The organism is Serratia marcescens (assembly GCF_006715005.1).
Lineage (GTDB): Bacteria > Pseudomonadota > Gammaproteobacteria > Enterobacterales > Enterobacteriaceae > Serratia > Serratia montpellierensis.
The window spans coordinates 3014170-3034098 of record NZ_VFMJ01000001.1 but is presented as its reverse complement, the minus strand read 5'-3'; the positions used below and the strand labels follow the sequence as shown (position 1 = coordinate 3034098).

The window sequence follows — 19929 nt, the reverse complement described above, 5'->3', positions numbered from 1 at the left end:
GGCAGATAAATCCATTCACGGTAGTTACACTGTTTCTGAGGGGGAACAATCGCGGCGGCGAGTTAAAGCGCGGCTTGCGCCGCGCCGAGGGGAAAGGAATAAAACGGCATAAGGTTATGACCGAATGCCGCGTGGTGCTTATAGCCCGGGCGCTTTCCACAGCGAGGTGGTCAGGCCGTTGTCCACCAGCGTCAGCTGATCGGCGTAGACCCGTCGCCAGGTTTCTTTCTGTTCCTGATACAGCGCGTGATGGGTCATGTCCGGCTGATGCTCGCGTTCCCAGCGCACCAGGCGCTCACCGGTCTCGGCCAGCGACGCGTACAGCCCGGCGCCGACGCCGGCGGCGATCGCGCAGCCCAGCGCGGTGGCCTCTTTCACCACCGGCACCCGTACCGTCAGCCCGGTGACGTCGCTGAGGATCTGGCTCCACAGTTTACCCTTCGCACCGCCGCCGGCGAACACCAGCGAGCGTGCCTGCACGCCGGAGAAGGCGGCGATCTGTTCCAGGTTGCAGGCGGAGACGATGGCGGCGTTCTCCTCCAGCGCGCGGAACAGCGTCTGTTTGTTGCAGCGCTCCGGGTCGATCGACATATTGATGAACGACGGTGCCGCGTGGTACCAGGTTTTGAAATGCATGGCGTCGGAAAAGATCGGCATCACGCCGTAGGCGCCCGGCGGCACTCTGGCCGCCATCTCTTCCAGCAGGCTATAGGTGTCGACCCCCAGCCGCTCCGCCAGCAATTTTTCCTCCGCACAGAAAGCGTCGCGGAACCAGCGCATGGTCAGGCCGGTAAAGAAGCTGATGGATTCCGCCTGCGCCATGCCGGGAATGACGTGAGGGTTGATGCGGATGTTCATCTCCGGATCGATGGCCGGCTCCGGCAGGTTGACGATCTGCTGCCAGAAGGTGCCGCCGAGCACCGCTGTCTGCCCGGCGCGCACGATGCCGAGCCCCAGGCTGCCGAGCTGCACGTCGCCACCGCCCATCACCACCGGGGTGCCGCGCAGCAGCCCGCTCTCCTGCGCCGCCTGTTCGGTGACGCGCCCCAGCACGCTGCCGGTCTCTTTCACCGGCGACAGAATATCGGCGCGCAGCCCGGCCATATCGAGCAGCGCCGGCCGCCAGTCGCGGCTGGTCAGGTCCAGCATGCCGGTGGTGCCGGCGTTGGAGGGATCGACCGCCAGCTCGCCGCTCAGCATGTTGGCCAGCCAGTCGCTGATCATGGTCAGCGTCGCCGCCTGGCGATAGATATCCGGCCGGTGGTGCGCCAGCCACAGCAGGCGCGGCATGGCGCTCAGCGCCAGCGTTTGGCCGGAGTACTGATACACCTCACGTTCGAAGCCGTGATGATGCAGTTCCTTCAGTTCGCTGACCTCATGGCTGGCGCGCGCATCGACGTTGGCGCAGGCCCAGATCGGCACGCCGTTGCGATCGTACAGAACGATGCCTTCGCGCATCGAGCAGCAGGCCACCGCGCGGATCGCCTGAGCGCTCAATCCAGCGCGTTGCATCGCCTGGCGGATGCACTGGCAGGCCAGCTGCCAGTTGCGGTTGAGGTCAAACTCCATCGAGCCTGGCACGCCCGGCACGGCCAGGTGTTGCCACTCCGCCTGGCCGTGTGCGATCTGGTTGCCCGCCAAATCGAAGATCACCGCGCGAATGCTGCCTGTTCCTGCATCCAGCGCCATCAAGTAGTTATCCATAGCCTATGCTCTCAGGGGGAGGAGTGTTAACTATAGATGCCGCCGTCTTCCCTCGCCGGAGGAGGAGTGGGCGTCGCCGATGCGATTTGTGAGCCAGGCGGCAAAATTGCCGTTGCGGCAGGGCAATCGACGGGAATAAACCTATGGTTGGAAAGCGCCATACTACGGCGCGCCGTTCAAACAAGGAGCTGTCATGCACGTCACATTGGTAGAGATCAACGTTAAACAGGACAAAATCGACGAATTTATCGACGTTTTCCGCGCCAATCATCTGGGAGCGATCGAAGAGCCGGGCAACCTGCGTTTCGACGTGTTGCAGGATGAGCATATTCCGACGCGGTTTTATATCTACGAAGCCTATCGCGACGAGCAGGCGGTGGCGGCGCATAAGCAGACCCCACACTATCTGCAGTGCGTGGAGAAGCTGGAAGCGCTGATGACCGGCCCGCGCAAGAAGACCACCTTTATCGGCCTGATGCCGGAATAAGCGCCGGCGTTTGCCGGTGTCCATGTCCCCGGTTTGGTTGTAATCTGCAAGGTAAAGCGAATTTTCAATGGGATAAGCGGGGCGAGGATGACATTGCGCGATCGGCTGTTGGCGCTGTTAGTGGTGGTGATTTGGGGCGTGAATTTTGTCGTAATCAAGTTTGGCCTGCAGGGCATGCCGCCGTTTCTGTTGGCCGGGATGCGCTTTTTGCTGGTGGCGTTGCCGGCGATCTTTTTTATCCCGCGCCCGACGATCCCATGGAAATGGCTGTTGCTGTACGGCATGACCATGAGCTTCGCGCAATTTGCCTTTCTGTTCGTCGCCATTAAGCTGGGCATGCCGGCGGGGCTGGCCTCGCTGGTGCTGCAGGCGCAGGTGTTCTTCACCCTGCTGTTGGGGGTCGTGCTGATGGGGGAAAAGCTGCGCGTCAACCATTTCGTCGGCATCGCTATCGCCAGCGGCGGCATGCTGGTGCTGGCGCAGGCCAGCCTGCATAAGCCGGGCAGCGGCGCGGTACCTCTGGCAGGCCTGCTGCTGACCCTGGCGGCGGCGTTTTCCTGGGCGCTGGGTAACCTGACCAACAAGAAGATCCTGGCCGGTTTCCCACAGCGCAACATTTTGTCGCTGGTGGTGTGGAGTGCGCCGATCCCGGTCGTGCCGTTCCTGGTCTGCAGCTGGCTGTTCGATGGTCCGCAGGCGGTGCTGAGCAGCCTGAGCCATGTGCAGGTCGGCACCTGGCTGGCGATTGCCTATCTGGCGTTCGCCGCTACGCTGTTCGGCTATTCGGTGTGGGGCAGCCTGCTGGGGCGCTACGAAACCTGGCGCGTTGCGCCGCTGACGCTGCTGGTGCCGCTGGTCGGGCTGTTCGCCGCCTGGCTGCTGCTGGACGAAGCGCTGTCGCCGGCGCAGTTCGGCGGCGCATTGCTGGTGCTGGCCGGTATGGCGGTCAACACCTTTGGGCTGCCGCGTCGTCGGGCCGTCGCCGTGCGCTAAACCGAACAGGGTAATTCTGTTCAATACGTTGTCGGCGCGGCTAGGCACTCTGGCACCTGTGAATATTTTCTCAGGTGCCTATCATGAATATCTACCTTTCCATGGCCGCATTTGCGCTGGCGGCCTCCATCACCCCCGGCCCGGTCAACATCGTCGCATTGAGCGCCGGGGCGCAATTCGGCTTTGGCGTGACCCAGCGTCACGTGTTCGGCGCCACGCTGGGGTTTACCCTGTTGCTGGTGCTGCTGGGATTGGGCATGCACCAGTTGCTGATCCTGTGGCCGGCGTTGACGCGCTTGGTTCAGTGGGCCGGCGTGGCCTTCCTGCTGTTTATGGCCTACCGGCTGGCATTTGACGACGGCAGATTGGGCAACGGCGCGGCGCAGGCGCCTTCCTGTTGGTACGGCGCACTGATGCAATGGCTGAATCCCAAGGCATGGCTGGCGTCGGTGGCCAGTCTCGGCGCCTTTGTCGGCGACGGCGACATCCGGCTGCTGTGGCAGTTCGCCGGGCTCTACTTCGTGATTTGCTATGTCTCGGTGGCCTGCTGGGCCTATGTCGGCGCTATGCTGCGCGGCCTCCTCAGGCAGGCGCGCAACGTGCGGCGTTTCAACCGCGCGATGGCGCTGCTGTTGGCGGTCAGCGCCTGCTATCTGCTGGCGGAAGGTTTTTGATACTGGCCGGGCGTGGCGGCCAGCAGCTGTTTGAAGGTGCGCTGAAAGTGCGCCTGATCGGCAAAGCCGCTTTCGCTGGCGGCCGCGGCGATCGGCAGGCCGCTTTTCAATAGCCGATGGCCGTGCTGCACGCGGCGATTGACCAGATAAGCGTGCGGCGTCATGCCGTAACGCTGGCGGAAGGCGCGGATCAGGTAAGAGGGCGAGAGCGCGGCGGCGCGGCAAATATCGTCCAGCGTCAGCGGCTGGGTGCAGTGCGCGTCGATAAACGCCGCCGCCGCTTCCAGCCGGGTATGCGGCGGTGTCTCCGGCTGGCCGCCGCCGCCCAGCCCGATCTGCAGGGCGCTGAAATACTCCACCATGGCGATCTGTTTTTCCAGCGCGCTGCACAGCGGATCCGTCAGCAGCGCATAAAGCCGGTTCAGGCCTTGGAACAGCGCCGGATCGCGGCTGAGCGGCTGGCTGAACGGAACAAAACGGTCACCGTCGCTGCCGAGCAGCTCCTGCTGCAGCGCGCCGAGCCAGGCGAGATCGAGATAGAACATGATGTACGACCAACGGCGATCGGCGATGGGGTTGCAGGCGTGCGCCTGCTGCGGGTTGATGACAACCAGATCGCCGGCGCTGACCTGCATGCGCCGCTCGCCGTTGACATAGGTGCTGACGCCGCCGGTGATGGCGCCGATGGAAAAGAATTCGTGGCTGTGCAGGCTGTAGCACACCTGGCGGCCATCCGCGATGGCGCGGGCTTCGACGAACGGCAACTGCGGATCGCGCCAGAACTGCGGCGTTTTTTCACTCATACGCTTTCCTTTTCACTGCGGCGGCATCACAGTGTTATAGCCTGAAAGCGACGAGAGGGGGAATGGCGGATGATGATTTTTAACGTGTTCGGCCGTCTGCTGGGCGTGAAGCGCATCGGGGACGAATGGCGGCTGTTCCGCGTGACGCTGCCGGAGCGCAAATATGCCCCCAGCTACGATATCGTGCTGCCGGCCGATCTGCGCGAAGAGGAGATCGCCGGCTATCTGGGGGATATCTATCACGAGGCGGCGACGCCGCAGCGACCGGATGTGTTTCGCGTCGAATAGCGCGGTGCGTTACTCTTCCGCGTTGCGCGCCATGATGCGGCGCTGGTGTTCCTCGCTGGCGGCCTGGATCTCTTCCAGCACCGAGCCGACGTCGGCGCGCTTCTGGATTTCGCTGAACCGGCCGCTGAGGGCGCTGTCCGGCGTCAGATTGCCTTCCTGATACAGCGCCCAAATCTCTTTGGCGTATTGGCTGTCGCGCAGTTCTGGCGCGAATTGGCCATAATATTCCGCCAGATTGCCGATATCGCGCTCGAACATGCTTTTGGCGTGGTTGTTGGCGGCGGCGTCCACCACCTGCGGCAGATCGATGATCACCGGCCCGTCTTTATCCATCAGCACATTGAATTCCGACAGATCGCCGTGCACCAGCCCGGCGCACAGCATGCGCACCGCGTAGTTCATCATCAGGGCGTGATCGGCCCGCGCCTGTTCCGGCGTCAGGATGACATCGCTCAGGCGCGGCGCCACCAGGCCTTCTTCGTCGGTGATCAGCTCCATCAGCAGCACGCCGTCCAGGCAGATATCCGGCTGCGGCACCCGCACACCGGCCTTGGCCAGCAGATACAGCGCGTCCACTTCGGTGTTTTGCCAGGCTTCTTCCTGCTGCTGGCGGCCGAATTTGGAGCCTTTGCTCATGGCGCGCGCGTCGCGGCTGTTGCGCACCTTGCGCCCTTCCTGATAGTGGACGGCCTGCTTGAAGTTGCGCTTCTCGGCCTCTTTGTACACTTTGGCGCAGCGGATCTCATCGCCGCAGCGCACGATAAACACGTCGGCTTCTTTGCCGCTTTTCAACCGGCGGATGACGTCGTCGATTAACCCGTCATCAACCAGCGGCTGGAGTCGTTTTGGAATTTTCATGCAGCCTTGTACCCTATTTAGGCTCCGGTGTGAATGGCTTGCGCAGTTGATAGCGTAAGTTAGACCCGAAAGGCAAACATTAGTTTTGCCGCCGCGTCATCATTACGCGGCGGCGGGTACTCACAGGCTGGCGGCCGGCACCCAGACGCTGACGCTGCCGGCGTTGACCGGGAAATGGGCGCTGCCCTGGTCGTCGGTGGTGATTTCCTCCTGACGGTTGCCGAGGAAATCGCGCCAGGCGGTGTGCGCCAAATCGGCGCCCAGCGCGACGGTCTTGCCGCTCTCGCCGCCGTTGGTCAGCACCACCACGCAGCCGGGGGCCTCGGCGGTGCCGGCGCGGCTGAAGGCCACGCAGTGGCTGTCATCGAAGTAGTCGGTTTGCGGGCCGTTGGCGAAACGCTGGCGGGCGGCGATCAGCTTCTCCAGCTCCGGGATCGCCGGCATGTCAATCTGGTACTCGCCGCCGTCGCGCCCCTTGTCGCGGTAGCTGGCGCCATACAGGTCGGGGTAAAACACGCAGGGCACGCCCTGTTCGCGCAGCAGGATCAGCGCGTAGGCCAGCGGTTTGAACCAGGGTTCCACCGGCGCCTCCAGCGATTGCAGCGGCTGGGTATCGTGGTTGGCGACCAGCGTCACCGCGTGGGCCGGATCGGCGGCGGTCAGGGTATCGGTGAAGATCTGCGCCATGTCGAAGCCGTCGCCCTGTTTCGACGCCTGATGAAACTTCAGGTGCAGCGCTACGTCGAACAGCATCACCTTGCCGTCCACCAACTCGATGTATTGTTGCAGCGCGCCGAGATCGTGCGACCAGTATTCGGCAACGATAAACAGGTCGCGCTGCGCGCTGTCGCGCACGTGATCCGCCCACTCTTTGAAGAACCAGGCGGGAATGTGTTTGGCGGCGTCCAGACGGAAGCCGTCGCACGGCAGGCTTTCCAACAGCCAGCGCGCCCAGTATTTGAGCTCCTCCGTCACGGCGGCATTGCGGAACTCCACGTCGGCGCCCATCAGATAGTCGTAGTTGCCTTTTTCGTCGTCGACCTGATCGTTCCAGCCGTCGTCGCCATAGTCGTTGGCGATTTTGAACACCCCTTTGTCGTCCGGCTGCTCAACGTAGTCGACGCCGCTGAAGCATGTGTAATCCCAGATAAACTCGGAATGCACGCCCTGGCGGCCGGGAAAGGTGAAGCGGGTGTAGGCCAGCGCGTCGAAGCCCTGGTCGTCGATGTCGTTGCGGTTGTTGGCGTCCACCTTGAACACGTGTACCTGTTCTTTTTCGTCCGCGCCGAGCTTGTGATTGAACACCACGTCGTAGAGTACCCCCACGCCGTGTTCGCGCAGTGTCGTGGCGGCGTGTTCGAGCGCCGCTTTGTCGCCGTATTTGGTGGCCACGCTGCCTTTCTGGTCAAATTCGCCCAGATCGAACAGATCGTAAGTATCGTAGCCGACGGAGTAACCGCCGGAAGCGCCCTTGCAGGCAGGGGGCAGCCACAGGTCGGTAATGCCCAGTTCGGCGAGGTGCGGGGCGCGCTCGGCGGCCTCCTGCCACAGTTTGCCGCCGTCGGGGTAGTACCAATGGAAGAATTGCAGCAGGGTGGTTTTTTTCGTCATGAGCCAGCGTCCCGGTTAGCCAGAAGGAGAGGAGCAGTTAAAGCATGGGCTACTTTTGGCAAAAGGGACAATGGCGCAGGGAGGCGCGCGAAGGCAGGCGTAAATATGTAACCGATATTGACGGGATAGCGATTAAGTTGCTGCTATCAAGTTTTCACGTTTTAGTTTTTATTAATTATTTTTCAAATAGATATTTGCTTTATTTTTTGTTCTGTCAAATTTTGATGTTTTTACTCCCATTTTCATTGGTTTTTTATTTTAATTTTAAATATTAATTTGGGTTTAAGTTTTTAAAATAATAAATTAAATGGTTTTAAATTCTGGTTAATGAAATGTTTTGACATATTCAGATGCCCCGTTGGTTATTCATTCGCAATTGTTTATGCGTTATCGTTATGTTCTAAATTAGGTAACACTATCAACCAATAATCCATCCAACGCAGCGTGAAGGTGGAAGTACAGGGGAGCATAACGCCGTGAACATCAGGGATTTCAGAGCATTGGCGCGCAGTTTGGTCAGAGAATTCGGCATGTTGAACAAGCAGAGCAACGGCTCGCGCTTTTCGCCGCTGCAGATCCATCTGATGATCGAAGTCAGCGAGCAGCCGCTGGGCGTCACCGAGCTGGCCGCCCGGCTTTGCATCGACAAGGCCAGCGCCAGCCGGGCGCTGCGCAGCCTGGTGGCCGCCGGCGTGATAGAAACGGTGGATCATCCGGATGACAAGCGGCACAACCTGCATCGGCTGAGTAAAAAGGGCGGTAAGGCGCTGGCCGGCATCGAGAGCGACGCCGACGGTTTTATGCAGGCGGCGCTGGCGCAGTTGGACGACGATGAGCTGGCGAGTACCACTGCGGCGATGAAAAAGATGACCGCGGCGCTGCGCAGCGCGCGCAAACAGCGCGACGCCAACCTGCGGGTGCGGCCGATTGCCGCGCGCGACGATGCGGCGATGGCGGCGATCATTCGCGACGTGTTGCGCGAGTATGGCATGGACAAGATGGAAGGGGTCAGCCTGCACGATCCGGATCTCGATCGGCTGACCGGCCTGTATCGGGACAACGGTGGCCGCTACTGGGTGCTGGAGCGGGACGGGCAGGTGGTGGGGGGCGTCGGCATGGCGCCGCTGGCGGGCGAAGAGCCCGGCTATTGCGAACTGCAAAAACTGTTCTTCAAACCCGGTGTGCGTGGGTTGGGCATGGCGCGCTATATGGTGGTGCAGGTGCTGAAGGCGGCGCGGGCGGCAGGGTATCGCTACTGCTATCTGGAAACCACCGAACAGTTGAAAGAGGCGATTGGGCTGTATTACGCGCTGGGTTTCACGCTGCTGACGGAACGGCGCGGCAATACCGGCCACCACGGCTGTAATGTGTGCATGCTGAAAAATTTGCAGAACGACGATATGTGAGCGGTTTCAAGGTTAGCGCCCGCGCCTTGTGTCACCCTGTTAACCGTTTGATAACAATCACAACGTTTTATCAGGGAGGAAAACTATGTTGGCGGATCCGATGGCGCTGTCTGCGCTGGTCACGCTGGTGGTCATCGCGCTATGGGCCAGTGCCCGCTTACCGGAGTATTTGGTCGCGCTGCTGTTCTTTGCGGCGGTGATGGTGTTGCAGCTGGCGCCCGCCGCGGTGACCTTTTCCGGTTTCGCGTCTTCCGCATTCTGGCTGGTGCTCAGCGGCTTCGTGCTGGGCACCGCCATCCGCAGCACCGGCTTGGCGGATCGCCTGGCCAACCGGCTCTTGCCGCACCTGGCCGGTTCCTGGCCCCGTCTGGTGGGCGGCGTGGTGGCGATAAGCTACGCGCTGGCGTTTGTCATGCCCTCCAACATGGGGCGCATTACGCTGCTGATGCCGATCGTCATGGCATTGGCCGATCGCGCCGGTCTGGCGGAAGGCACGCGCGGCCGCATAGGTTTGGCGCTGGCGGTGGGGTTCGGCACCTTCCAGCTCTCCGCCAGCATTTTGCCGGCCAACGTGCCCAACCTGGTGATGAGCGGCGCGGCGGAAAGCGCCTACGGCAGCCACTTCGCTTATCTCTCTTATCTGCTGTTGCATGCCCCGGTGCTCGGGTTGGCCAAAGGCGCGTTATTGACGCTATGCATCTGCGGCCTGTTCCGTGCGCGGCCGCAACCGGTGGTGGCCGAGGCGGGGCAAACGCCGCTCAGCGCCGCCGAGTGGCGGCTGATCGCGCTGTTGGGCATTACGGTGTTGCTGTGGATGTCCGACAGCTGGCACGGCATCGCTCCCGCCTGGATCGGGTTGGCGGCGGCCTGCGTCTGCCTGCTGCCGCGTATCGGTTTTCTCAACGGTGAGCAGTTCGCCGCCGGGGTTAACGTGCGCACCTGCATTTACGTGGCGGGGATCCTGGGGCTGACCGCGCTGGTCAGCCACTCCGGCCTTGGCGATCGGCTGGGCGGTGCGCTGCTGGCGATGATGCCGGATCTGCACGGTAAGCCGTTCACCGCATTCGGTTCGCTGGTGGGGATCACCGCGTTGCTGAATTTCGTGGTGACCGCCAACGGCGTGCCGGCGCTGTTTACCCCGCTGGCACAGGCGCTGTCCGCAGGCAGCGGCCTGCCGCTGCTGACGGTGTTGATGACCCAGGTGATCGGTTATGCCACGCCGCTGCTGCCGTATCAGGCCTCGCCGATCGTGGTGGCAATGGGGATGGGCAAAGTACCGGCGCGAGAAGGGCTGAAGCTGTGCCTGCTGTTGGCCGCGCTCAGCTTCGCACTGCTGGTGCCGTTGGATTATCTGTGGTTCAGGCTGCTGGGGTGGATCCCGTAAACAGCCCCGCGCCGCCGGCAAAACAATCTTCGTCCAGCGTCAGGGTGGCGATTTTATGCACCGGTCCGCGCATGCTGACCTGAAAATCGCCGCTGAAGGCGATCTGCAGTTCGCCGCCCGGCATCCGTACGCTAACCCGATCGCCGACTCGTCCCAACTTGCGCATCACGCTGGCGGCGGCGCAGCTGCTGCTGCCGGAGGCGAGGGTAAAGCCGGCGCCGCGCTCCCAGATGCCGATACGCAGCGTCTGGCGATCGACCACTTCTACCAGTTGTACATTGGTGCGTTTCGGGAACAGCGGATGGCGCTCAATCTGCGGTCCGAGCCGATGCACCTGCGCCAGATCCAGTTTTTCCACCGGCACTACGCAGTGCGGGTTGCCCATTGACACCAGCGAAACGCATAACGTCTCTTCCATCAGGGGCAGCGGATAGTTCAGCGCCTCCGGCAGATCGATCAAGGCCGGCAGCGCCGCCGGGCTAAAATTGGCGCGCCCCATCTCCACGGTTATCTGATGCGCGTCTTCCGCCACTTGGCAACGCACGTCGCCGCCGGCGGTGTGCACCAGAAACGGCTGATGCCCCACGCGCTCGCTGTCGAACAGATACCGCGCGTAGATACGCAGGCCGTTGCCGCTTTTCTCCGCTTCGGAGCCGTCCGGGTTGATGATGCGCAGGGTGGGATTGACGGCGTCGCCGCTGTCGATCAGCAGGCCGTCGGAACCGATGCCGTAATGCGGGTGGCACAGCAGGCGGATCTGTTCCTGGCTCAGACGATCGGCGACCGAACGCTGGCATATCAGGTAGTCGTTGCCCAGGCCGTGATATTTGTGAAACAGCAGGGGAGTCATGGCGTTGCTCGGCTCAGCAAGAAAAGGTGGCTACAAGCTTACAACAGAATGTTGGCGTCAAAACAAACAAAAGGCGGCCTGAGCCGCCCTTTTGCACGATTGCCTATCTGGCCATTAATTGTAGATGATCGCGGTACCGTGCAGTTTATTGTCACCGGTGGTGGCGATGATCTGGAAGGATTTTGCGCCCGCCGCGTCGGCTTTGGCTGCCAGTTTGTTTTCCAGGCTGCTCAGGTCAGACGCACCGCTGACGGTAACGACGCCGGCTTTTTGCAGGTCGGCGGGTTGTGCGTTCACCAGTTCGGCGGCGAAGCTGCCGAAGGAGACGGAAGCCAGTGCGATGGCAGCGATGGTCATTTTCAGGTTTTTCATGGTCTTATTTCCTATCTGTGTTCTTTACAATGTCTGTTTGGTAAGGTCGTTAAATTAATTAACGATCGATAATTTAATGTTAGAGGCCGGTTTGACAGATTGCAAGTATTTTTTTAATGCTCGTTAATTAATTTTTTTTTACGCCCTGGCGTTGTGAGCAAAAGGACAGGCAATCAGTTGGCCTAATACGTTGTTATTGATATATTTCTGCAGTGCCGTGCAGCTGGTTGTTACCGCCGGCGCTGGTGATGCGGAAGGATTTGGCACCGGCCTGATCGGCTTTGGCAGCCAGGCTGCTTTCCAGTGAGGTCAAGTCGGATGCGCCGCTGACGGTAATGACGCCGACTTTCTGCTGGTCTGCCGGTTGATGCTGGACTAAATCAGCGGCGAAGCTGCCGAAGGAAACGCTGGCCAGAGTGAGGGCTGCTAAGGTTAATTTTAAGCTTTTCATAATGTTAATTCCTTTCCGATAACGGTGAATAGAGGGTTTTAATCCGGTTCGCTAATTTATCTTAACGATCGATAACTAAATGCTAATCGGTTCTCGACGAGCGCGCAATATTTTTTTATAATGATCGTTAAGTTATTTGTGCTAAGCCTGCCGTGGAGCGGGATAGGAGAGGAACGATGAGCATCAATGAAGCGGTCTGCGGCAAGAAAAGCCGTGGCAGACCAAAACAATTTGATCGCGACCGGGCGCTGGAAAGCGCGCTCGATCTGTTCTGGCGGCACGGTTATGAAGCCACCTCGTTGGCCGATCTGGTGGAAGTGACCGGCGCCAAGGCACCGACGCTGTATGCGGAGTTCGGCAACAAGGAAGGGATGTTCCGCGCGGCGGTGGAGCGTTATCTGCAGAAATACACCACCTGCACCAACCAGCTGTTGGAACAGGATGTGCCGGTGGCCGAGATCGTCGAGGCCTACGTGCGTTCTTCCGTTCAGGTCTTCACCGATCCCGATACCCCCTCCGGCTGCTTTATGGTGTGCGCCTCCGCGGCACTGTCGTCGGCTTCCGACGACGTCGCCCAGATGCTGCGCAAAAAACATCATGCCCAGGAAGCGGCGCTGAAAGTCTGCTTCGACCGCAAGGTGCAGCAGGGCGAATTGCTGGCGAAAACCGACACCGCGTTGCTGGCGAAATACGTGATTTGCACCATTGAAGGCATGTCGGTACAGGCGCGAGAAGGGGCAAGCCGGGACGATTTGTTGCGGTTGCTGGAGGCGCTGATGCTGGTGTGGCCGCGGCTCAGCCAGATTGGCAATAAGGTGTAACAACAGGCCCGGTTTTTACCGGGCCATTTAACCCATTACTGGTTGACCGGGATCACCGCGCCCTGGTATTTCTCGCGGATAAAGTCCTGAATCGGCTTGGAGTGCAACACCTTCACCAGCGCCACGATCTCCGGCTTGTTCACGTCGGCTTTGTGCACGGTGATGATGTTGGCGTACGGGTTGTTTTCGCCGCTTTCGACCGCGATCGGATCTTTGGTCGGATTCAGCCCGGCGTCGATGGCGTAGTTGGCGTTGATCACCACCGCGTCGCCTTCGTCGTTGTTGTACATCTGCGGCAGCAGCGCGCCTTCAACGTTGGCCTGGAACTTCAGGTGTTTCGGGTTTTCCACCACGTCGGCGATGCGCGCGTCCACCTTGCTCACCCCTGGTTTCAGCTTGATCACGCCTTGCTGTTCAAAAATTGACAGGATACGGCCTTCTTCCGCCACCGCGTCGCGCATGATGATTTTGCCGTTTTCCGGCAGGTCTTTCAGGCTCTTGTACTTTTTCGAATAAATGCCAATAGGCTCAATATGGATTGCACCGGCGCTGACGAAGTCGTAGCTCTTGTCGTCGGCGTGGTCTTTCAGCACCGAGTTCAGGTAAGGCACGTGCTGGAAGTAGTTGGCGTCGATGTCATGGCTGGCCAAGGCGGTGTTCGGCAGGATGTAATCCTGGAAGCGCTTGATCTGCAGATCGATGCCTTCCTTTGCCAGTATCGGCTTGGCCTGTTCGAGGATCTCGGCGTGCGGCACGTTGGAGGCGCCGACCACCAGCTTGGTCGCGGCGGCGGCACCGTAGGAGGCGAGGGTAGCGACGGAGGCGAAAGCCAACATCAGTAAGTGCTTTTTCATCATCGTTTTCCTTGGTTAATTAACGTTTATCGAGCGTTCTTGTCAGGGTGTCGCCAATGAACTGAATGACGAAAACGATCAGCAGAATCGTCAGCGTCGCCACCAGCGTCACGTCACTGTGGTTGCGTTGGAACCCTTCCAGATAGGCCAGGTTGCCCAGGCCACCGGCGCCGATCACCCCGGCCATCGCGGTGTAGCTCACCAGCGCGATCAGGGTGACGGTGATGCCGGAAACCAGCGCCGGCGAGCTCTCCGGCAGCAATACGCGGAAAATCAGGGTGCGGTTTTTGGCGCCCATCGAGCGCGCCGCCTCGATCACCCCTTTGTCGACCTCGCGCAGCGCGATCTCTACCAGCCGGGCGTAGAACGGCGCCGCGCCGACGATCAACGCCGGCAGGGCGGCATCCGCGCCGAGAATGGTGCCGATCAGCGACTTGGTGAACGGGATCAGCAGCACGATCAGAATGATGAACGGGATAGAGCGGAAGACGTTGACCAGTACCGAGATCAGCGAGTAGACCGCCCGGTTCTGCAGCAGCTGGCCCTTCGAGGTTAAAAACAGCAGCACGCCGAGCACGATGCCCAGCACCAGTGTGGCCAAACCGGCGATGCCGGTCATGTACAGCGTTTCCCAGGTGGCGTCCCACAGTTGGTCCAGACGCAGGTGGGGGAACAGGGATTCAATCATGTTGGATAACCTCGACGGCGATATCTCTTTCGTGCAGCAGGCTGAGCATGTCGGCGACTTGTTGTTCGTTGCCTTCGGCGTGAATGTACAGTTCGCCGAACGAACCGTTGAGGGTGTGGCTGATCTTGCCGTGCAGAATGTTGACGGTCAGGGCGTAGCGCCGGATCACTTCGGAGATCACCGCCTGATGGGTTTGCACGCCCACGAAGGTCAGCTTGAAAATCGCCCCCGGCAGATGAGCGGTGAGCAGCGGATTGAAGCTCTCTTCCGTGTCCGCATACTGCGACACCTGCTTGACGAACTGCCGGGTGATCGGCTGCTGTGGCCGGGTGAACACGTCGAGCACCGGGCCTTCTTCGACGATGCGGCCGTTTTCCATTACCGCCACGCGGTGGCAGATTTTGCGCACCACGTGCATCTCGTGGGTGATCAGCACGATGGTCAATTTCAGCTGACGATTGATGTCCAGCAGCAGGTCGAGAATGGCGTCGGTGGTTTGCGGATCGAGCGCCGAGGTGGCCTCGTCGCACAGCAGCACGCTCGGGTTATTGGCCAGCGCGCGGGCGATGCCGACGCGCTGTTTCTGGCCGCCGCTGAGTTGCGACGGATAGGCGTTTTCGCGCCCCTGCAGGCCGACCAGCGCGATCAGTTCCGCCACGCGCGGCGCAATCTGTGCCTTGGGCACGCCGGCAATCTGCATGGAAAAAGCGATGTTTTGGCTGACGGTGCGCGACCACAGCAGGTTGAAGTGCTGAAACACCATGCTGATTTTCAGGCGCGCCTGGCGCAGATGGCTGCCTTTGGCGCGGGCGATATCGAAGCCGCCTACGTCAATGCGGCCGCTGGTGGGCGTTTCCAGGCCGTTAAGCAGGCGGATGAGCGTGCTTTTGCCGGCGCCGCTGTAGCCGATGATGCCGTAAATTTGCCCGGCGTCCACCGCCAGACTGACGTTGTCTACCGCCACGACGCGGCCCTGTGTGCTGTCAAAAGTTTTGCAAACGTTCGAAAGAACGATCATAGCGAAGCGGATCCTTATCGATACATCACAGCATTCCGTCCAGAGCGCGGTGCGCCGGACAGGGATCGTTCGGCTTTTCTGCGGGGCACAACCCGGCGGGGAGTGGCGGACGGAACCTCTGTTGCGGGTGAATACCGGGCAATCCTACCGAGGGTTTATAGTGACAGGAAGAATGTAAAATCTATTACTTATTCTGATTTGATATATAAAGCGGCGGGTGAAACAGGGGGGAGAAAAACCGGCCGCAGGGCGGCCGGCGGGAGGGCTAGCGTTTGTCCAGCTTCATGTGCAGCAGCGGGAACGGGTTACCCTGGCCGTCGAGCGGCGAACGGCCGGTGATGACAAATCCGTAGTGGCGATAGAAACCGCTGGCCTGCGGGTTTTGCTCGTTCACGTCCAGCTGCAGTTCATCGTGCAGCGTTTCCGCGTGGGTCAGCAGCGCTTTGCCCACCCCTTTGCCGCGCTGATCGGCGTCGATAAACAGCATCTCTACCTTGTTGCCGTTCAGGCCGATAAAGCCGCAGGGATGCCCCGGACGCTCTTCGGCTACCCAGACATTAACCGCCGGCAGGTAATCGTTCAGCACCAGCGGGAACAGCTGTGCGATGTTGTCTTCGGTTAAAAAATGGTGAGTGGCGCGCACCGAACGCAGCCAGATATCTGCCAATTGCGCGTTGTCTTCCGCCACGCGTGCTCTGATGATAATCATCGAACTCTCTGCTATCTAAGTTGAAGGAAAAAAACTAGATAGAGGTTTTGTGGGGTTAGTGCCGAATTAACGTGGGTTAACGCCCTGCAAAGCGCCTCTGCAGTGGATCGAATAGGCCCGCTTTGTTGCAAGCGGTATAACAACTGTAATTCAGTAAGTTAATGCTTTCAACCGCCGCAGGGCGTATTGAGGTGCCCGCCGCGTGATACACTGGCCGCTGAATGAGCGAGAGGGCAGCAGGATGGAAGCGGTACGCGCAGCGATAGAAAAACAGGTGCTCAGTTTGACCGGGCTGGCGCTCGGCGGCGTCGATTTTGAGAATCCGCCCGGCGATCCGGGGCTGTTCGGCCCGCAGTCTGTCATCTGGCAGGTACACCGCGATTTCACCCCGATGCTGTGCGGCGGCGTCAGCGCCTTGCTGCTGCAAATGCTGCACCCGCTGGCGCTGGCCGGCGTATGGGATCACTCCAACTTCCGCGAAGATATGATTGGCCGCCTGCGCCGCACCAGCCAGTTCGTGTCGGTCACCACCTTCGGCCCGACCGCCGAGGCGGAGCGGCTGATTGCCAAAGTCAAAGCCATCCATCTGCGGGTGACCGGCATCGGCAGCGACGGCACGCCCTATGCTGCCAGCGATCCGGCGCTGCTCACCTGGGTGCACGTGGCGGAGAGCAGCCGTTTTCTGGCCAGCCACCTGCGCTACCGCAACCCGCATCTTTCCCGCGAGTTACAGGATCAATACTACCGCGAAGCGGCGCGCGTGGCCGCCGCGCTGGGGGCGACCGCCATTCCTCAGTCCTGCGCGGAGGTCGAAGAGTACCTGCAGGCGATGCGGCCACAGCTGGTCTGCGATGAACGCACGCAAGAGGTGGCGCGCATTCTGCTGAAGGCGCCGGCGCCGAGCGCATTGGCGCGCCCGCTCGGCGGGGTGGTAATGCAGGCGGGCATCGATCTGTTGCCCGATTGGGCGCAGCGGCAGTTCGGCTTTCATCCGGGCGCGCTGCAGCGGCGGCTGGTGCGAACGGGGGCCGCAGGCCTCGGCAAGGTGCTGGGCGCGTCGATGCGCAACGGTTCCTATCAGCGCGCGGTGCGGCGCATCGCTCAGCCGTCATGAGCCGCAGCCGCTATAATTAGTCTTTGTTTATCTTCGTTTACGGCCGTTTTTGAGACTTTTACGGGTGATCCGGCCAGTAATGCGTTTTACACTTGAGGGCAAAGCCACATTCCATTTTTTGCGCGCAGCCGATTCTGCCGCGCCCTGACCCTATTGAGGTGATATGAACGAGTCATACGTACTTGCTGAAGTCAGCAATGAGAACCAGACGCTGGTCGCGGTGGTTCAGCAAGGGAGCAGGGCAGCCTATTTTTATATCTATCCCGCCGAAGCCTACAGCGATCGCTATCAGGTGCGCGCCTGCTGGCTGCGTAACCTGGCCGCCGCGCCGCTGCAGGAAGATCGCGCCGCGCTGGAGCAGGGGCAACCGCCGATGCTGGCGGCGGAATTTTGCCGCAATCTGGAAGGGGAAGCGCCGCTGAACCCGGAAGGGTTGATGGTGGTGTGGAGCGAAAGCGACGACGGCGCGGCCCTGTGGTATTACGGCCAACTGCTGGCGGTGATCCCCGGCTGGAGCCTGTATATCGACCATTCGGTGTGCTATTCGGCCAGCTGCATCAAGGAGAGCCCACTGGCCTATCCGCTCGGCTCGGCCTCGACCAACACCCAGTATGCGCAGGCGGAGAGCACCCGCCAATTCTGGCGCAGCTGGCAGCGTGAAGAGGGCAATCCGTGGCCGAAGATGCAGCGCGATTTTCAGGCGCGCTATGAGCCGCATTTCGGCCCGTCGGTGAAGTACTACGCCATCGATCAGGGCAAGTGGCCGCCGATGGCCATCACCCAGCACGAGCGTGACGGCATCTATTACTTCCTCACCATGGGCGTCAGCATTCGGCCGATGCCGTGGGTGGAGATCCTGTTCAACGACGAGGCTTCGCGCTATCGCCGCATGGAGATGGCGATCGCCATCGACAGCCAATACATGACCGAAGACAACGCGGTGCAGATGGCCAGCGCGCTGGCCGGTTTCGCGCATGCGCCGTGGGCGCGGCTGACCTGGATCGGCGAAGGGCATACGCTGGAGTCGGACGTGGCGCCGCTGGGCTACGAGGGCTATATTTTATCGTCGTCCTTCTACCCACATAGCGCGCATCTAACTCTGCCGCAGCAGTACGGCGATCCGGTGAACCTGTTTTGGGCCAGCCCGGTGTTTACCGCCGAGCGGCAGCTGGCGCACGCCACGCCGAACGGCGGGCACGATCTGGTGAACCGGCTGCGTGAGCAGGGCGTCGATCATATTTTCCGCCCGCGCCAGCCGGTGTGCTGACGCGGCTTAATCTTCGGGAGCCGCCATGACCACCGCGTTGTTGATTATCGATGTGCAGGAAGGATTGTTTACGCCGCCGCCGGCGGATGCCACGGGCACCGTTACGCGCATTAATCAGCTGAGCGAGCGCGCCCGCCGGGCGGGCGTGCCGGTGGTCGTCATTCAGCATCATACGCCGGACGACGAGCTGCGGCACGGTAGCGCCGCCTGGCAAGTGCTCGCGGCGCTAAAGGTGGCGCCGGGCGACCATCGGGTGGATAAAACCACGCCGGACTCGTTCCTGCGCACTTCGCTTGGCGCGTTGCTGATCGCCAACGGCGTATCGCAGTTGGTGGTTTGCGGTTACTCCACGCCGTTTTGCATCGATACCACGGTGCGCAGCGCCGCGGCGCACGGCTATCCGGTGACGCTGGCGGCGGATGCCCACACCTGCCACGACAAATCCTATGCCGACGGTCTGCTGATCCGCACCCACCATAACGAGACGCTGTCGAATATCGAAAGCTTCGGCGTGCCGATCCGCGCCGTGCCCGCGGCGGATATTGTGTTCTGAGAAAGGAAAAACGGGGGCTAATGCCCCCGTTCGTTATTTCAGGCCCGCCCGCCGCGCCGCCACCTTGGCCAGCGCGGCCCAGTCCAGATCCGCATCCCCTTGCGCCATCGCGTCGAGGAAGTTGTCTTTCAGCACGCCGGCGAACGGCATCGGCGTATGGCTGTCGGTGCCGGCGGCCAGCGCCAGCCCGACGTCCTTCAGCCCCAGCGCCAGCCGAAATCCGGCGGGTGAATACTTCTCGGCGGCGATCAGCGCACCATAGCCCTGGTAAGCCGGGGCGGCGAAGACGGTGCTGCTCAGCATCTGCAGGTAGTCGGCGCCGGAAACGCCGTAGTTGCGTACCAGTGCGCTGCCTTCCGCCATCGCTTCAATGGCGCTGGCCAGGGTAAAGTTGGTGGCGATTTTGACCACGTTGGCCTGCGCCGGGTCGGCGCCGAAGTGCCAGGTTTTCTGGCCGAGGGCATCGAACAGCGGTTGCGCTTGCTTCAGCCGCTCGCTATCGCCGGCTGCCAGAATATTCAGCTTGCCGGCGGCGGCCACGTCGACCCGCCCCAGCACCGGCGCGGCGAGATAGCCGATGCCGTGTTCCGCATGCAGCGTCGTCAAACGCTTGGCGAGTTCGACCGAGATGGTCGCCATATTGATATGCAGCGCGCCCGGTTTCATCCGCTGCAGCAACCCGCTGTCCACCACCACCTGTTGCGTGGCGGCATCGTCGGCCAGCATGGTGATCAGCACGTCGGCATCGGCCAGCTGTTCCGGCCGTTCGGCCTGCCGCGCGCCGGCGTTTACCAGCGGCTGCGCCGCCTGCGGCGAGCGGTTCCATACCGTTAAGGTGAAGCCCGCCTGCAACAGGTTGGCCGCCATGGCGCTGCCCATCCCACCCAGTCCGGCAAATCCGATCTTCATCATGCGCTCCTTTTTCAGGTTGAAGGTTTTACCCTAGCGCGCCAGGCCAGGAACGCAAATGCCGGAGTGTAACGCCGTCTTACGCGCCGGCGGCGGGCTATTGACGCGCTGCCGC

The 19929-nt window shown here is 61.1% G+C and carries 22 protein-coding genes; 10 read left to right on the top strand and 12 right to left on the bottom strand.

Going from position 1 to position 19929, the window contains the following annotated elements; translation table 11 throughout:
* Nucleotides 1–138 precede the first annotated feature (138 nt).
* The gene (gene lsrK, locus FHU12_RS14615; RefSeq protein ID WP_141970175.1) at nt 139–1704 is read right to left on the bottom strand and encodes an autoinducer-2 kinase; all 1566 of its coding nucleotides are present in this window, start codon (nt 1702–1704) and stop codon (nt 139–141) included.
* Nucleotides 1705–1897: 193 nt separating this feature from the next.
* Here lsrK and lsrG point away from each other — a divergent pair, with 193 nt between their 5' ends.
* The 3 genes from lsrG to FHU12_RS14600 all read left to right on the top strand — a co-directional run bounded on the left by lsrG (nt 1898) and on the right by FHU12_RS14600 (nt 3858).
* Complete coding sequence (lsrG, locus tag FHU12_RS14610; protein ID WP_033642299.1) at nt 1898–2191, top strand: (4S)-4-hydroxy-5-phosphonooxypentane-2,3-dione isomerase; 294 nt, start codon at nt 1898–1900, stop codon at nt 2189–2191.
* Nucleotides 2192–2278: 87 nt separating this feature from the next.
* A complete protein-coding gene (locus FHU12_RS14605; RefSeq protein WP_141970173.1) occupies nt 2279–3184 on the top strand; it encodes an EamA family transporter in 906 nt (301 codons plus the stop codon).
* 83 nt (nt 3185–3267) lie between these two features.
* Nucleotides 3268–3858: a LysE family translocator gene (locus FHU12_RS14600; RefSeq protein WP_141970171.1), complete on the top strand. Its 591-nt coding sequence runs from the start codon at nt 3268–3270 to the stop codon at nt 3856–3858.
* Here the strand turns inward: FHU12_RS14600 and FHU12_RS14595 are convergent.
* A complete protein-coding gene (locus FHU12_RS14595) occupies nt 3834–4661 on the bottom strand; it encodes an AraC family transcriptional regulator (protein ID WP_141970168.1) in 828 nt (275 codons plus the stop codon). The genes FHU12_RS14600 and FHU12_RS14595 overlap by 25 nt on opposite strands.
* Nucleotides 4662–4730: 69 nt before the next feature.
* On the opposite strand from FHU12_RS14595, the gene FHU12_RS14590 reads away from it, so the two are divergent.
* On the top strand, nt 4731–4949 hold the full coding sequence (locus FHU12_RS14590; protein WP_038879994.1) for a DUF7661 family protein: 219 nt from the start codon (nt 4731–4733) through the stop codon (nt 4947–4949).
* A gap of 9 nt (nt 4950–4958) precedes the next feature.
* Here the strand turns inward: FHU12_RS14590 and FHU12_RS14585 are convergent, their stop codons facing one another.
* Both FHU12_RS14585 and amyA read right to left on the bottom strand, forming a co-directional pair.
* Nucleotides 4959–5807: a PA4780 family RIO1-like protein kinase gene (locus FHU12_RS14585; protein ID WP_141970166.1), complete on the bottom strand. Its 849-nt coding sequence runs from the start codon at nt 5805–5807 to the stop codon at nt 4959–4961.
* Nucleotides 5808–5927: 120 nt separating this feature from the next.
* A complete protein-coding gene (gene amyA / locus FHU12_RS14580; RefSeq protein ID WP_099816738.1) occupies nt 5928–7418 on the bottom strand; it encodes an alpha-amylase in 1491 nt (496 codons plus the stop codon).
* Between the two features lie 500 nt (nt 7419–7918).
* Between amyA and FHU12_RS14575 the strand changes: the two genes are divergently transcribed.
* Both FHU12_RS14575 and FHU12_RS14570 read left to right on the top strand, forming a co-directional pair.
* Nucleotides 7919–8824, top strand: a complete 906-nt coding sequence (locus FHU12_RS14575) for a bifunctional helix-turn-helix transcriptional regulator/GNAT family N-acetyltransferase (protein ID WP_141972998.1) — start codon at nt 7919–7921, stop codon at nt 8822–8824.
* An 85-nt stretch (nt 8825–8909) separates the two neighbouring features.
* Nucleotides 8910–10208 carry an SLC13 family permease gene (locus FHU12_RS14570; protein ID WP_141970164.1) on the top strand — a complete coding sequence of 433 codons (1299 nt, stop codon included), beginning with the start codon at nt 8910–8912 and terminating at the stop codon, nt 10206–10208.
* Here FHU12_RS14570 and dapF read toward each other — a convergent pair.
* The 3 genes from dapF to bhsA (FHU12_RS14555) form a co-directional block, all read right to left on the bottom strand.
* Entirely contained in the window at nt 10183–11058 is an 876-nt protein-coding gene (gene dapF / locus FHU12_RS14565; protein ID WP_141970162.1) for a diaminopimelate epimerase, read from the bottom strand. The two genes, FHU12_RS14570 and dapF, sit on opposite strands and share 26 nt — an antisense overlap.
* A gap of 114 nt (nt 11059–11172) precedes the next feature.
* Nucleotides 11173–11430: a multiple stress resistance protein BhsA gene (gene bhsA / locus FHU12_RS14560; RefSeq protein WP_004939517.1), complete on the bottom strand. Its 258-nt coding sequence runs from the start codon at nt 11428–11430 to the stop codon at nt 11173–11175.
* Between the two features lie 193 nt (nt 11431–11623).
* Entirely contained in the window at nt 11624–11881 is a 258-nt protein-coding gene (gene bhsA / locus FHU12_RS14555) for a multiple stress resistance protein BhsA (protein WP_141970160.1), read from the bottom strand.
* 176 nt (nt 11882–12057) lie between these two features.
* Between bhsA (FHU12_RS14555) and FHU12_RS14550 the strand changes: the two genes are divergently transcribed.
* Nucleotides 12058–12702: a TetR/AcrR family transcriptional regulator gene (locus FHU12_RS14550; protein ID WP_141970158.1), complete on the top strand. Its 645-nt coding sequence runs from the start codon at nt 12058–12060 to the stop codon at nt 12700–12702.
* A gap of 35 nt (nt 12703–12737) precedes the next feature.
* On the opposite strand, the gene FHU12_RS14545 is transcribed toward FHU12_RS14550, so the two are convergent.
* The 4 genes from FHU12_RS14545 to FHU12_RS14530 all read right to left on the bottom strand — a co-directional run bounded on the left by FHU12_RS14545 (nt 12738) and on the right by FHU12_RS14530 (nt 15971).
* A complete protein-coding gene (locus FHU12_RS14545) occupies nt 12738–13556 on the bottom strand; it encodes a MetQ/NlpA family ABC transporter substrate-binding protein (protein ID WP_141970156.1) in 819 nt (272 codons plus the stop codon).
* A gap of 19 nt (nt 13557–13575) precedes the next feature.
* Nucleotides 13576–14244, bottom strand: a complete 669-nt coding sequence (locus FHU12_RS14540) for a methionine ABC transporter permease (RefSeq protein WP_004939505.1) — start codon at nt 14242–14244, stop codon at nt 13576–13578.
* Nucleotides 14237–15262 (bottom strand): methionine ABC transporter ATP-binding protein, encoded by a 1026-nt coding sequence (locus tag FHU12_RS14535; RefSeq protein ID WP_141970154.1) that lies wholly within the window; start codon nt 15260–15262, stop codon nt 14237–14239. Before FHU12_RS14535 ends, FHU12_RS14540 begins: the two co-directional genes overlap by 8 nt.
* 265 nt (nt 15263–15527) lie before the next feature.
* Nucleotides 15528–15971 (bottom strand): acetyltransferase, encoded by a 444-nt coding sequence (locus FHU12_RS14530; protein WP_141970152.1) that lies wholly within the window; start codon nt 15969–15971, stop codon nt 15528–15530.
* A gap of 241 nt (nt 15972–16212) precedes the next feature.
* Here FHU12_RS14530 and FHU12_RS14525 point away from each other — a divergent pair, with 241 nt between their 5' ends.
* From FHU12_RS14525 to FHU12_RS14515, 3 genes are all read left to right on the top strand, one after another.
* Nucleotides 16213–17085: an oxygenase MpaB family protein gene (locus tag FHU12_RS14525; protein WP_141970150.1), complete on the top strand. Its 873-nt coding sequence runs from the start codon at nt 16213–16215 to the stop codon at nt 17083–17085.
* A 163-nt stretch (nt 17086–17248) separates the two neighbouring features.
* The gene (locus FHU12_RS14520) at nt 17249–18352 is read left to right on the top strand and encodes a suppressor of fused domain protein (protein ID WP_141970148.1); all 1104 of its coding nucleotides are present in this window, start codon (nt 17249–17251) and stop codon (nt 18350–18352) included.
* A gap of 25 nt (nt 18353–18377) precedes the next feature.
* A complete protein-coding gene (locus FHU12_RS14515; protein ID WP_141970146.1) occupies nt 18378–18905 on the top strand; it encodes a cysteine hydrolase family protein in 528 nt (175 codons plus the stop codon).
* Between the two features lie 33 nt (nt 18906–18938).
* Here the strand turns inward: FHU12_RS14515 and FHU12_RS14510 are convergent, their stop codons facing one another.
* Nucleotides 18939–19814: an NAD(P)-dependent oxidoreductase gene (locus FHU12_RS14510; protein WP_141972996.1), complete on the bottom strand. Its 876-nt coding sequence runs from the start codon at nt 19812–19814 to the stop codon at nt 18939–18941.
* Nucleotides 19815–19929: the final 115 nt, after the last annotated feature.

Bases quoted from the DNA above. Each gene is read 5' to 3' on its own strand.
- FHU12_RS14585 (WP_141970166.1), bottom strand. From the start codon at position 5,807: ATGAAAATTCCAAAACGACTCCAGCCGCTGGTTGATGACGGGTTAATC.
- FHU12_RS14530 (WP_141970152.1), bottom strand. From the start codon at position 15,971: ATGATTATCATCAGAGCACGCGTGGCGGAAGACAACGCGCAATTGGCA.
- FHU12_RS14550 (WP_141970158.1), top strand. From the start codon at position 12,058: ATGAGCATCAATGAAGCGGTCTGCGGCAAGAAAAGCCGTGGCAGACCA.
- lsrK (WP_141970175.1), bottom strand. From the start codon at position 1,704: ATGGATAACTACTTGATGGCGCTGGATGCAGGAACAGGCAGCATTCGC.
- FHU12_RS14590 (WP_038879994.1), top strand. From the start codon at position 4,731: ATGATGATTTTTAACGTGTTCGGCCGTCTGCTGGGCGTGAAGCGCATC.
- FHU12_RS14520 (WP_141970148.1), top strand. From the start codon at position 17,249: ATGAACGAGTCATACGTACTTGCTGAAGTCAGCAATGAGAACCAGACG.
- bhsA (WP_141970160.1), bottom strand. From the start codon at position 11,881: ATGAAAAGCTTAAAATTAACCTTAGCAGCCCTCACTCTGGCCAGCGTT.
- FHU12_RS14510 (WP_141972996.1), bottom strand. From the start codon at position 19,814: ATGAAGATCGGATTTGCCGGACTGGGTGGGATGGGCAGCGCCATGGCG.
- FHU12_RS14600 (WP_141970171.1), top strand. From the start codon at position 3,268: ATGAATATCTACCTTTCCATGGCCGCATTTGCGCTGGCGGCCTCCATC.
- lsrG (WP_033642299.1), top strand. From the start codon at position 1,898: ATGCACGTCACATTGGTAGAGATCAACGTTAAACAGGACAAAATCGAC.
- FHU12_RS14570 (WP_141970164.1), top strand. From the start codon at position 8,910: ATGTTGGCGGATCCGATGGCGCTGTCTGCGCTGGTCACGCTGGTGGTC.
- FHU12_RS14525 (WP_141970150.1), top strand. From the start codon at position 16,213: ATGGAAGCGGTACGCGCAGCGATAGAAAAACAGGTGCTCAGTTTGACC.
- FHU12_RS14605 (WP_141970173.1), top strand. From the start codon at position 2,279: ATGACATTGCGCGATCGGCTGTTGGCGCTGTTAGTGGTGGTGATTTGG.
- amyA (WP_099816738.1), bottom strand. From the start codon at position 7,418: ATGACGAAAAAAACCACCCTGCTGCAATTCTTCCATTGGTACTACCCC.
- FHU12_RS14545 (WP_141970156.1), bottom strand. From the start codon at position 13,556: ATGAAAAAGCACTTACTGATGTTGGCTTTCGCCTCCGTCGCTACCCTC.
- FHU12_RS14595 (WP_141970168.1), bottom strand. From the start codon at position 4,661: ATGAGTGAAAAAACGCCGCAGTTCTGGCGCGATCCGCAGTTGCCGTTC.
- FHU12_RS14540 (WP_004939505.1), bottom strand. From the start codon at position 14,244: ATGATTGAATCCCTGTTCCCCCACCTGCGTCTGGACCAACTGTGGGAC.
- FHU12_RS14535 (WP_141970154.1), bottom strand. From the start codon at position 15,262: ATGATCGTTCTTTCGAACGTTTGCAAAACTTTTGACAGCACACAGGGC.
- bhsA (WP_004939517.1), bottom strand. From the start codon at position 11,430: ATGAAAAACCTGAAAATGACCATCGCTGCCATCGCACTGGCTTCCGTC.
- dapF (WP_141970162.1), bottom strand. From the start codon at position 11,058: ATGACTCCCCTGCTGTTTCACAAATATCACGGCCTGGGCAACGACTAC.
- FHU12_RS14515 (WP_141970146.1), top strand. From the start codon at position 18,378: ATGACCACCGCGTTGTTGATTATCGATGTGCAGGAAGGATTGTTTACG.